10 protein-coding genes are annotated in these 11,912 nt (G+C 41.8%); 9 read left to right on the top strand and 1 reads right to left on the bottom strand.

Annotated features, from left to right (window positions below):
• Window positions 1–4 precede the first annotated feature (4 nt).
• The 6 genes from J3L18_RS07300 (at window position 5) to J3L18_RS07275 (ending at window position 9,904) form a co-directional block, all read left to right on the top strand.
• Window positions 5–1,186 carry an endo-1,4-beta-xylanase gene (locus J3L18_RS07300; RefSeq protein ID WP_189549374.1) on the top strand — a complete coding sequence of 394 codons (1,182 nt, stop codon included), beginning with the start codon at window positions 5–7 and terminating at the stop codon, window positions 1,184–1,186.
• A gap of 10 nt (window positions 1,187–1,196) precedes the next feature.
• Complete coding sequence (locus J3L18_RS07295; RefSeq protein ID WP_129570850.1) at window positions 1,197–2,771, top strand: glycoside hydrolase family 43 protein; 1,575 nt, start codon at window positions 1,197–1,199, stop codon at window positions 2,769–2,771.
• A 54-nt stretch (window positions 2,772–2,825) separates the two neighbouring features.
• Window positions 2,826–4,925, top strand: coding sequence for an alpha-L-arabinofuranosidase family protein (locus J3L18_RS07290; protein WP_129570849.1), 2,100 nt, complete (start codon window positions 2,826–2,828; stop codon window positions 4,923–4,925).
• A 418-nt stretch (window positions 4,926–5,343) separates the two neighbouring features.
• Entirely contained in the window at window positions 5,344–6,000 is a 657-nt protein-coding gene (locus J3L18_RS07285; protein WP_129570848.1) for a helix-turn-helix transcriptional regulator, read from the top strand.
• 320 nt (window positions 6,001–6,320) lie between these two features.
• Window positions 6,321–7,511, top strand: coding sequence for a hypothetical protein (locus tag J3L18_RS07280; RefSeq protein ID WP_129570847.1), 1,191 nt, complete (start codon window positions 6,321–6,323; stop codon window positions 7,509–7,511).
• Window positions 7,508–9,904: a hypothetical protein gene (locus J3L18_RS07275; protein WP_129570846.1), complete on the top strand. Its 2,397-nt coding sequence runs from the start codon at window positions 7,508–7,510 to the stop codon at window positions 9,902–9,904. The genes J3L18_RS07280 and J3L18_RS07275 overlap by 4 nt, the downstream gene beginning before the upstream one ends.
• A 275-nt stretch (window positions 9,905–10,179) precedes the next feature.
• Here the strand turns inward: J3L18_RS07275 and J3L18_RS07270 are convergent, their stop codons facing one another.
• Entirely contained in the window at window positions 10,180–10,491 is a 312-nt protein-coding gene (locus tag J3L18_RS07270) for a hypothetical protein (RefSeq protein WP_129570845.1), read from the bottom strand.
• Window positions 10,492–10,747: 256 nt separating this feature from the next.
• Here J3L18_RS07270 and J3L18_RS07265 point away from each other — a divergent pair, with 256 nt between their 5' ends.
• The 3 genes from J3L18_RS07265 to J3L18_RS07255 all read left to right on the top strand — a co-directional run bounded on the left by J3L18_RS07265 (window position 10,748) and on the right by J3L18_RS07255 (window position 11,847).
• Window positions 10,748–10,939, top strand: a complete 192-nt coding sequence (locus J3L18_RS07265; RefSeq protein ID WP_090527544.1) for a cold-shock protein — start codon at window positions 10,748–10,750, stop codon at window positions 10,937–10,939.
• A 71-nt stretch (window positions 10,940–11,010) separates the two neighbouring features.
• Window positions 11,011–11,463: a cold-shock protein gene (locus J3L18_RS07260; RefSeq protein WP_090527541.1), complete on the top strand. Its 453-nt coding sequence runs from the start codon at window positions 11,011–11,013 to the stop codon at window positions 11,461–11,463.
• 57 nt (window positions 11,464–11,520) lie between these two features.
• Window positions 11,521–11,847, top strand: a complete 327-nt coding sequence (locus J3L18_RS07255; RefSeq protein ID WP_090527538.1) for a hypothetical protein — start codon at window positions 11,521–11,523, stop codon at window positions 11,845–11,847.
• Window positions 11,848–11,912: the final 65 nt, after the last annotated feature.

The raw sequence follows: 11,912 nt of genomic DNA, 5'->3' as shown, positions 1-11,912 counted from the left end.
CAACATGAAATTTATAACGATTACAACATTAAAATTTCCGCTGTTACTAACGGGATTTGCCGCTCTGGTATCCTTTACGAACCGACAAACACTACATCATAATACAGATTATGGCCGGACTGCAGTCTCATCACATAAGGCTGATAAAGGTTTGAAAGATTATTACCGAAAGTATTTTCCTATTGGCGTAGCTGTTAACATGGCCGCGATAAACGGACCTGAAGCAGAACTGATTGCAAAGGAGTTTAACAGTGTTACGCCGGAAAACGATATGAAAATGGGACCCATTCATCCGCGCGAAAATGAATATAACTGGAAAAACGCCGACGCTATAGTAGCATTCGCGCAAGAGCACCACATGAAAATCAGGGGCCATAATTTGCTTTGGCATGCCCAGGCACCTGCGTGGATGTTTAAAGACAGCACGGGCAAACAGGTAAGTAAGGATGTGTTACTGAAGCGGCTTAAGGATCATATTACCACGGTAGTCAATCATTTTAAGGGTAAAATATACGCGTGGGACGTAGTTAACGAAGCCATTGATGATAAACCCGACAACTATCTGCGTAACTCATTATGGTACCAGATCTGCGGCGAGGATTTTATTGCCAAGGCGTTTGAATACGCCCATGAAGCCGACCCGGAGGCCCAGCTTTTTTACAACGATTACAACAGTGAGGTTCCATCCAAACGGGATAAGATTTGTAAATTGCTCAGGAACCTTAAAGACGCCGGGGTGCCTGTAACCGGAGTAGGTTTGCAGGGCCACTGGAAATTAAGTGACCCCAGTTTGCAACAAATAACTGAAGCTATGGATAAGTATGCAGCACTTGGATTAAAGCTGCAGATCACGGAGCTGGATGTTACGGTACGTACTGGCCCACCGCGTAAAGCAGGCGATCAAACGCTAACGGATTCCGCTTATACGGAAACTATGGCTGCTCAGCAAACCGAAAGGTATAAGGCCATTTTTGAAATATTCAGGAAATACAAAAAGGTAATAACCGGGGTTACTTTTTGGAACGTATCAGACCGGTACAGCTGGCTTGATTTCCGTGGTGGCGGTATTGCCGGCGGCGCGGCTGCGACCGAGGGCACAACTCGCAAAGTTATCAAAGCCTACCCGTTGTTGTTTGATGAAAAACTTCAGCGAAAAAAGGCATATTGGGAAGTGGTTAACTTTTAACGTAAAATGAATGAAAACAAAAAATATCGCATTTCTTAAACTGGCAGTTACCTGCCTTTTATGGCGACTGGCAATTATGCCTTTAAACGCGCAAACAGCACAAAATCCTATCATATATGCAGACGTTCCGGATGTATCGATGATCAGGGTTGGCGATACTTATTATGCGAGCAGCACCACAATGCATCTTAGTCCCGGGCTGCCAATTATGAAATCAAAAGATTTGGTGAACTGGCGTATCGTAAGTTACGCGTATAATACGCTTGATGATGGAGATGCCCTTAACCTGGCAAACGGAGCAAACGCATATGGCAGGGGCTCATGGGCAAGCAGCTTGCGTTATCATAACGGTACTTTTTACGTTTCTACATTTTCGGGTACTACCAATAAAACCTATATCTACAGCACAAAAAACATTGAAAAAGGCCCATGGAAAGAAATGTCCTTTAAACCGGCATTACATGACCACTCACTTTTTTTTGATGATGACGGCAAAGCTTATATGATCTATGGGAGCGGCAAGATCATGCTGGCCGAACTGAATGATGACCTGTCTGGCGTCAATCCTGATAAAAAACCGCAAATCCTGATCGAGAATGCAAGCGCTGCTGCCGGTCCCAATATTGGTTTGCCTGCCGAAGGCTCACAACTGTTCAAAATTAAGGGGAAATATTACCTTTTCAATATCAGCTGGCCCAAGGGCGGAATGCGTACCGTTTTAATCCACCGGGCCGACAAGTTGACCGGCCCTTACGAAGGCCAGGTAGGGCTTCAGGATAAAGGTGTAGCCCAGGGCGGGCTTATCAATACCCCGAAAGGCGATTGGTTTGCCTATTTATTCCGTGATTTTGGTGCCGTTGGCAGGGTGCCGTACCTGGTACCGGTTACCTGGACAGATGGATGGCCTGTATTGGGTGTTGATCACAAAGCACCAGATACGCTGGATTTACCCGCGAATAAAAGCTTAATACCGGGTGTTGTATCCCCGGATGAATTTAGCCGTAAAAACGGGGAGCCCATACTGCCTTTGGTATGGCAATGGAACCATAATCCGGATGATCAGTTATGGTCGTTAAAAAAGCGGGCCGGCTACCTGAGATTAACCACCGGGCGACTGGACAGCACGGTACTATCGGCACGTAACACCTTAACGCAGCGCACTATTGGCCCCCAATGTTCAGGAATAACTTTAATTGATGTTTCCAACATGAAGGATGGAGATTTTGCAGGGCTGGTTTTACTGCAAAAAAAGTACGGCTTCGTTGGTGTAAAATCAGATCATGGCTCTAAACAAATAGTTATGATCAGCGCGCAATCCGGATCGGCTATTGAAGCGGCCAGTATACCTCTAAAGCAAACAACCATTTACCTTAAAGCAAGCTGCGATTTTACTAACCGGGCAGATAAAGCCTACTTTTTTTATAGTCTCGACGGGCGCAAATGGGAACCTATTGGCACACCGCTGCAAATGGTTTATACGCTCCCCCATTTTATGGGATATCGCTTTGGCCTGTTTAACTATGCAACCACGCAATCGGGCGGTTATGTTGATTTTGATTTTTTCCACATCAGCAATGCACAATAAAACAATGATGCAGCAACCTGGTCACCATTTCAGAATAATTAAGGAATACCAACAATGACAAAAAAGCTATTATTCTTATCTGCTTTATGTTTAAGTGCATTCAGCGGTTTACAGGCGCAAACCCGCCTCAACCTGGATCTTACCAAAGGTGTGAACGTAAGTCCGAAGCTTTACGGGCTCATGACCGAGGAGATCAATCATTCGTATGACGGAGGTTTATATGCCGAGCTGATCCGTAACCGGGTTTTCAAGGATAACCCAAACCAGCCCGATGGCTGGAGCGTTGTTCAGGATGGCGATAGCAAGGCATCGATACAGCTAATTGGTGCCGATCCGGCCAATGTGCCTTTTGATCAGGGGCGCAATGCTATTAACGCGGCACTTACAACCTGCCTTAAGCTTACGGTTAGCCAGGCAAACGGTAACCGCGCGGGCATTGCCAACAGTGGCTTTTGGGGTATTCCGGTTACACCGTCAACTACTTATCGCTGCTCATTTTATATCAAAACCGGCACTGTCAATTTTCCGAGGGGTAACAGGCCTGATGCTACGCCGCCTGCAACAGCAGTTACAGAAGATGGCCCCGGTATTATCAACATTAGTTTGGAAAGCACCGATGGCAAAACAACCTACGCAAGGGGTACAATCAACCTCGAAAAAAGCACTTACTGGAAAAAGCATGAGTTAACCATCACAACCGCTGCAAATATTAAACCTACTGCCGACGCGCGTTTTGTGATTTCATCTAACCGGACAGGCACTTACTATTTTAACCTCGTTTCCTTATTTCCCCCAACGTATAAAAACAGGCCTAATGGCAATCGCATTGATTTAATGCAGATGATGGCCGATATGAAACCTACCTTTCTACGCTTTCCGGGCGGCAACTTTTTAGAGGGCCCATACCTGGGTGATGCCTTCCCATGGAAAACAACCTTAGGCCCGCTGGAACAGCGCCCCGGCCATACAGGCAGCTGGGGTTACCGTGCAAGCGACGGTATGGGACTGCTGGAATTTTTAGAGTGGTGTGAAGATTTAAAAATGGAACCGCTTTTAGCAGTTTTTGCCGGTTACTCGTTACGTGGTGACCACATAGATGCGGGGCCTTTATTGGAGCCGTATGTTAAAGACGCGCTGGATGAAATTGAATATTGTATTGGCGATACCAAAACTTACTGGGGTGCAAAACGGGCTGCCGACGGTCATCCCGCTCCCTTTAAACTGACAGATATAGAGATAGGCAATGAGGACTGGTTCGACAGGTCGCATAGCTACGATGGGCGCTTTAAACAATTTCAGGCTGCTATAAAAGCCAAATACCCCCAGTTACGCTGTATCTCAACCATTGAAAGCTATAAGCCCGATAAGGTAACCAGCGTTAAACCCGAAATGGTTGACGAGCATTATTACCAATCGGCCTGGCAGATGGAAGAAGACGCGGCGAAGTACGATAGCTATAACCGTACAACCAGCCCTAAAATATTTGTGGGCGAATGGGCCACCCGCGAGGGCGCGCCTACCACTAACCTAAATGCCGCCCTCGGAGACGCCGCCTGGATGACCGGGATGGAACGCAACAGCGACCTGGTGGAGCGGTCATGCTATGCACCCTTATTTGTGAACGTAAACCAGGCAGGCAATGGCCAGCCTAAAGCCTGGCAATGGGATTCTGATCTGATTGGTTATACAGCCCTTAAAAGTTATGGCTCACCATCTTATTATGTACAAAAGATGTTCGGCAGCTACCTTGGTATCAAGGTGGCGCCAATAACAGCCGAAAATGCCCCCTTACGCAAACCGGCCGTTAAAGACACCGCCGGCATAAGCCATTGGCCGGCAAACGCGCGGCGCCCTAAGGCCGAGCGTCCGGCGTTATTTTTTGTTTGTACCCAGGATGCCAAAAACATATACCTGAAGGTGGTGAATACCGATGATATGGCCCGGGAAATCACTGTCAATCTAAAAGGCGGAGATGTAGCTGCAAATGGCACCCTGGTAGTACTAAAGGGCGATAAGCCGGAAGATACCAATACCATTGATGAGCCAACAAAAATCGTCCCGGTTACGTCGACCATAACGGGACTTGGCCGGTCATTCAAACACACTTTCCAACCTTACTCTGTCAACGTGATCAAGCTGTCGAAGCGTAAATAGGTCATTGAGCTGAAGTTCAATTCAAATATATTATCAAATGCGAAAAGCCGGCCTCCCGGCTTTTTGTATTTAATTTAAGGTTTCGGGCGAATGGGCTTGCCCTCCTCAGCTGGCCTGAACCAATAGTTAATTTGCCCGCGATGGCATAAGGGGGAGTTTACCTTGTATATCCATTGCATCAGAGGGGGGTTAACAGGGTTAACACAATTTCAAAAATCAGCTTACAAACAACTGATAATCAATTAAATAAAATCAATCGGGGTTACACTATTTTTCAATCAGGAAGTGATTTTTCAGATAATACACTGATAATCAGAATTATACATAAAACAACGGGGTTAACACAGTATTTTTTGCTAAAAATATTAGCATATTCACACTAAATTCCCGATCTTTATTTAAAAGATTGCCAAACCTGATGGAACCTGAAAATACCTTATCAAATTTAACGCCTTCAAAAGAGAAGCTCGACCGTGTATTGGGCCTGCAGAAGATCACCTTAGCAGATATTGAAGATTTGAACGATGCTGAACGCAATTACATTGCCGAATTTAGTACCGAAATGCTGCACCGCTTAACGGATGAAGACCGGGACAAGTTTATAGATAAAATAGCGGAGATCATGCTGCCATGCACCAATGAGCAGATCTGGGAACAAAACCACTTATTGATTGGCCGGGCCATCGAAAAGCTGATTGCCCAAAATGGCTCCATGCCCCCTAAATTTGTAATAGCCCGGGAATGCGGCCTGAGCCGGCAAACTGTTGCCAAACACCTTACAGGCTATAAAACACATCCGCAATACCTTGCCGAAATGGAGCAGTTTAAATATATGGTCCCTAAAATACTGGCCAACGTTTGTAAGCTTGCCTGCAACGGCGATGTAAAGGCTGCCCGGCTTTATTTTGAAACGGTTGGCGCTATAAATAAACGCCGGCCCAATACGGTTATCAACGAGCAAAACAACTACCTGCAAATAAACAACACCATATTAAGCCAGGAAAACCTGAAACAGCTGAGCAAGGAACAGCTGAACCAGATTGAGTTGATTATTAGCGGGATTGGAGGGAAGTGAGTTTTGGGTTGGTGTTGTAGGTTTTAGATTGGATTAGCACAGTCGCTTCGTGCTAAGTTGCTTTGGCATAGCATGTGCGGATTTTGCCGTATATCCGTTCACGTAGTTCATATTGGATGTTAAGGGAAATGACTTCACAACTGCCTTATAACTGGCGCAAGTATGCGCGCCAGCAAAGGGACCGGCGTACTTGTAAGTTTTAATCTGTAAAATATCTTAGGACAAGACAAATACTAAACAGAAAATTTATAGCTCCAATTCACAAGTAAATCCTTAAAATATTCACATTTTTAGGTAACATCGCGAGAGGATTAAAATTCATGCCTGCATATATCATTGACATAGGTAAAAACACAACGTTTGAGCACATTGAAGGCTATTACGATCGATTGTATCAGGCGCAAGCACTTGGTACGAATGTCGAAATACTGCTACCTGTATCTTTTCAAAAAAGCTATCCAGGTATTGTACCAGCTATGCTTCAATTCATTGTAACTTGGATTCGCATTGGAAACGCTGGACGCTTGCTTATAGACATTGAAAATACAGAAAAGGCAACTATCGAATACCTATACAAAAATGAGCTTATATTTCCCGCTGTGCTGTTAAATTGGAATATTGGAGGAGTATTCACAAAAGATGGTATCTCTCTAAAAGGTTTTTTAAATTTCAAGAACAGAGAGTTTATTTCGACCATGCTCGCCGGTAGATCAATTACCCATAAACTGATGTTGATTAACTTCGATCATTTGGCCGATGAATTTCAGTTACCTTGCTTCGGAACACGATACGAATTTATTGGTAACCAATATAGCTTGCTTAAAAACTTACAAAGTGGTATGCAGGAGGTTTTTTATCACATGCAGTTAATTCCCGAATTTGTCAATATATATCCCAGTGTTATAGCAATCATCTACGAATTGATGAAAAATACATTTGAATGGGGAAAAGAAGACGAAAATAATGTGCCTTTGGACACCAATATTAGGGGGGTGCTTTTTAAATTTTTAAAAAGGCCTAGAAAAAGTCTAATAAGAGATTTCGCAAATCACAAAGGCCTTTCAAGATATTTTGCAGATCCACATCATAAGGAAAATCCGATGGGTGAATTGTACTTCGTTGAAATTTCGATATTTGATGGTGGGATTGGGTTTGCTCGTAAATTTCGCAGTAAAAGGAAAGACGCTGAAGAGTTAAGTGAAATTGACATCTTAAAATTGTGTCTAATTAAGCATCAAACTTCCTCAAGGGCTCTTGAAAAAGATGATAAAGGCATTGGCCTTGACCGTATGCTTCGCGTACTCGATGGAAAAGGATTTCTTCGTATTAAAACAGGTGACTTGTGTGTTTATCGTGACCTTATAGCCGACGGCTATCTTGATGAACAGGACGCTCAAAAAATGCTGTTATATGATTGGAAAACCAAGAGCTCAGAGACGTACACAACTTATAAACGCGCTGAAGGCGCGGTGCTAACAATTATTTATCCTTTAGCCATAAATCTGTCGTGAATAATTTCTACCTCTATAAATTCGAATTTAAAGAGCGGCAAAAAATTGTTTCCGCAACTGTAATCTTTTGTGATCGAGAGGATATCAACGAGGACAATTTACAGGCGGAGATCAGGCGTTTCTACGAAGAGCACTACCAGACGGACAAAATCTTCGTCATTGGGCCCGAGTTCATGAAAAATAAGCTTGAGGACGTTTTCATTAAAAAACTTGACTCAACTTTCAAGGGAATCCCTAAAAGACATGAGACCTTACTTAGTGAAAGCCTTCATATAATAAATTTTGATAAAACGGGAAAACTATCTTGTGATAAAAATTTGCCAGAAAATTTTGTAAAGCTTTACTTAAACGAAGGATTGCAACATATTTTTATCAAAAGAGGTGGATTAGTGACCGCTCAGGGTGCCCATCACTTCGTTTTTCCGTCGGGTAAACATTGCGACAAGTTCCTGCGAACCGGAAACATCCTATTATTTAGTACAGAGATATACTTTATTGCTTTCGCCCTACTTAAACATTTTAACGAAGAAGTACATACACAAATTTATTGTGATACTTCATCGATTAATTCAATAGCTTTTGCATTGATCGATTTGAAGAATCGCTTTCTCAACGAAAAGGAGAGAAAACATGTTCCAATTGAAAGTTTTAGTTCTTATGATGGTTTATATAAAAACCCAGTGCCTTATTCCACAAACGCATTGCTTTTAATCTCGGCATCAACCTCTGCTAATATTATCGGATATATCTTGGACTTACATAAAATGATTGACAGGGATAATATCATCATTCTTTACTTTTTAGGTGAGGATACCAATCTTCACAGTCTAAAAGATCAACTAATCTGCAACCTTAACTTTACTGATGATAACCTAAATGGTCTGCAGGTATATAAGACATACAAAGAAGATAATTGTACTTTATGTAAAAAAGGTTCTTATCCTGTCAAAGTTTCAGGCGATGTATTTTTATTAGAAAAGCCACACATTAACCGCATACTACTTACAACAAGGGATCCTGAAGGATATCTGTCAGATTTTGTCAAGCAATTTTTATCTTCCGAAGGTGGGGAAAACGTCTTAAAAGTTAACTTCAAAGAGACCTCCGGTTTTAAATATGAAATTTATATTGATTTCACTGTCATATTAAAAGGTTTGAACATCCACGACCGTTATAAAGAATTCCGCACCAAACTTCATGATTACATTAATCAGTATATCCCAAGTAACACACGATATATAGTCACTTTAAATGATGATGGTTCAATTGATTTAGGGAAATATATATTTGACCGTATAGCGAATAATTACGGAGAAAAGGTCCCTAAATTGCTCTTGCAAGATGATCTCGATATGTTAGAACCGGAAATTGAAGGAAGTGTAGTGATCGTAGGCTCTTGCATTTCAAACGGAAAGAATTTATTGTATATCAGTAGGGCACTTCGTAAGCATGACAAACTGAAAATTGTTTATTTTATTGGCATTTCAAGAACAAAGAACATCAAATATCTTAGTCGTTTAAAAAATGATCTCAAACAAGGCCGATATGGGGCAGAGACTAATAGCTTTCATGAAGTTCAGACTATTTATTGTAATAATGCATCGAAAAATACTTCGTGGTTGGAAGAGCTAAACTTCATCAGAAAGTTTATTCCATTTATTAAGCAAAGGAAACCAACTTATGTTGCCATCATTGTTTATTTGGAAAAACGGGAAAAACTTTTATTATCTAGCCAGGGTAATGAAATGAAGGGGCTTTCTAATGGATTGTTTTACCCAAGTATTGTTACTGATAAATATCCAGAACTTGCGCTGCGAAAAAACTTTGCTTTTTTCAAGTTTGACGGCTATGTCGACAACGTAAGTCAAGCCGACGTATATTTTACAATCAATAACATGATAAACAGTCTTCGCAATCGCGAACTTTACACCGGAAAAGACGGAAAACCTGTAAATACATTACAACAATCCGCTTTCGTCCGTAATCTTCTTGATCCTGGTAACTTTGATCGATTCAATGATGGGGTTATACAAGCTTGTCTCTTACGCTCTGCTTGTTCCGAAGAACTGATCTATAGAATAGATGATGATATGTCGCAGGAAATATTTGGCACTCTTGAAACACTAGTAAAATATAATCATCAAGAACAAGGAGAGGCTCTATTAGAGTTTTTATATGCCATTGCAATAGAGAAACTTTCCCTAAAAACAGTGCATATAAAACAATTGATCACATTAATCAGAGAAAAATGTGAGAAAGAATTCGTTCTAGCATTTAATGATTATATCGAATATATCCTGTTTGAACTGCCGGCTTTAAAAAAGCAAGAATGGGAAGAAGAATTGAAAACTGGTAGCAAAATGGTGCCAGTGCCGAAAAGTGAAATGTTTTAATTACCTCAACTTGAGTAAGTATGTTGCGCCGACAAAGAACGAAGCGTAATCGAGGCTTTCAATAAAGAATTCGGCAGGCGTTGAACCATTGCGTCCTCGAAGCAAGCACCCTCACCAACCCAGTCCCCCCCCACTGGCGCGAGTATGCAGCGCAGGGAAAGGGCTCGGCGTACTCGTGACTCTCAAGTACTATTTCGTTAAATATTTTTTTTGATGTTCAGTCCACCAAATGTTCAACTATAAACCAAACATAAGTCCAATTTACTTATATCCTTTTAATCCTCCCCCTCAATTGTAATATCAACGCTTTCACTCCCAATGTTAAGCCCGAGGAGTAATTCTGTCGACTGTGAGTCACTATCTACAATAATTAATTTGTATCGGCCTTTCTCATGTGTAAACTCAATATCTTCAACAGTTTTAATTCTTACGGTAATGCTCAAAGATTTATTTAGGAGAATATTAACAAACCACATTGGTTTTATTTCACCCGAGGTTAATTCGCCTATCAAATAAAATTCGTTTCTGCTTTTTATCGCAAAACTATCAATAACAGCAAAAACACCCTGAACCGGTTTAGTATTCATAAGCATAAAGTTAACGAATATTCATTAAGGTAACACCAAATGCAGAGCAAAACGATCAGCATGCCGGCTATGCACACCATTTATCAAAATGCACAACAAGGTTTTTTAAAAATCGAAGATACTCCGAAAACACCCTTTAACCGGCGCTCCGGGCCTTTTTTCGCACCGGCCAATTAAATAAATGTTAAATAATTTTACGAAAAGTAAAATACATCAATAATTATAGTTATATTGCACACTTATTAATAACAATATAATGCAACAAGGAACAGTAAAATTTTTTAATGAAGCCAAAGGTTTCGGATTTATCACACCTAATAATGGTGGCAGCGAAATCTTCGTTCATTCAACAGGTCTGATTGACAATGTTCGTGAGAACAGCGCCGTTAGTTATGACGTTGAAGAAGGCCGTAAAGGTCCGAATGCAGTAAATGTAAAAATAGCTTAATCACTATATCATCATTTTAAAAGCATCCTCCCACCCGGGGGGATGCTTTTTTGTTACACTTAATCAAAAACATGGGTAGATCCACCGAAACATTTAACAAGAAAGAGCGCGAAAAGAAAAAGCTCAAAAAACAACAGGACAAAAAAGAAAAGGCCGAAGATCGCAAAGCCAACGCTGTTAAAGGACAGGGTTTTGAAGATATGCTGGCCTATGTTGACGCAAACGGCAACATTACCTCCGTGCCCCAGGACCCCGGTAACCGAAAAAAGGTATTAGCGCAGGACATCCTCATTGGCACGCCAAAACAGGAGGAAGTTGAAGTAGAAATTGTAAGAAAAGGCACAGTAACATTCTTTAATGAATCTAAAGGGTTCGGTTTCATCAAAGACCTGCAAACCCAGGAAAGCATTTTTGTTCATGTCAACGCGGCTTCTTTTGCCATCAAAGAAAATGACAAAGTTACCTTTGAAATAGAACAGGGACAAAAGGGGCCTACCGCAGTCAAAGTTGCTAAAGCGAGCTAAGGCTTAATTAACCATTGCAACAATAAACAAGATAAATCCTCATACAATAAATATCAGATGACCGACAAACAAACAGCACACTACAAAGCCAGTGAATATATTTATGACCTGGGTAATACCGCTTTGGAGAATGGTTTTAAACCCGACGAGCATTGGGAGGTACAAATGGCTACCGCCGCTGAGAAAAAAGCTTTTGAGAAACAGTACTATCCCACAGTAGCGACAAGCGTACTGCCCGAACTGTTAAAAGCGACTTTTGCCCTGGTAAAAACGCAATTGAACCAGGTGATGAAGGCACAAACAGTGATACCGTCAGATCGTTTCGCCCCCGAGCCGGTGTACGAATACCTGGTTGCCTTTAATTTAAACCGCGTAAGGCGTTAATGTTGATAGTTTCCCAACCTGGCGCGGGTATGCAGGGTTGGGTTGAGATGCGGCATGCCAGTGAC

This window comes from Mucilaginibacter gossypii (assembly GCF_017569325.2).
GTDB classification, from domain to species: Bacteria; Bacteroidota; Bacteroidia; order Sphingobacteriales; family Sphingobacteriaceae; genus Mucilaginibacter; species Mucilaginibacter gossypii.
The sequence above is the reverse complement of the archived record's forward strand: the minus strand, read 5'-3'. Positions and strand labels throughout refer to the sequence as shown.

Excerpts from the sequence above, each read along its gene's own strand:
- J3L18_RS07300 (WP_189549374.1), top strand. The coding sequence starts at position 5 with ATGAAATTTATAACGATTACAACATTAAAATTTCCGCTGTTACTAACG.
- J3L18_RS07295 (WP_129570850.1), top strand. The coding sequence starts at position 1,197 with ATGAAAACAAAAAATATCGCATTTCTTAAACTGGCAGTTACCTGCCTT.
- J3L18_RS07290 (WP_129570849.1), top strand. The coding sequence starts at position 2,826 with ATGACAAAAAAGCTATTATTCTTATCTGCTTTATGTTTAAGTGCATTC.
- J3L18_RS07285 (WP_129570848.1), top strand. The coding sequence starts at position 5,344 with ATGGAACCTGAAAATACCTTATCAAATTTAACGCCTTCAAAAGAGAAG.
- J3L18_RS07280 (WP_129570847.1), top strand. The coding sequence starts at position 6,321 with ATGCCTGCATATATCATTGACATAGGTAAAAACACAACGTTTGAGCAC.
- J3L18_RS07270 (WP_129570845.1), bottom strand. The coding sequence starts at position 10,491 with ATGAATACTAAACCGGTTCAGGGTGTTTTTGCTGTTATTGATAGTTTT.
- J3L18_RS07265 (WP_090527544.1), top strand. The coding sequence starts at position 10,748 with ATGCAACAAGGAACAGTAAAATTTTTTAATGAAGCCAAAGGTTTCGGA.
- J3L18_RS07260 (WP_090527541.1), top strand. The coding sequence starts at position 11,011 with ATGGGTAGATCCACCGAAACATTTAACAAGAAAGAGCGCGAAAAGAAA.
- J3L18_RS07255 (WP_090527538.1), top strand. The coding sequence starts at position 11,521 with ATGACCGACAAACAAACAGCACACTACAAAGCCAGTGAATATATTTAT.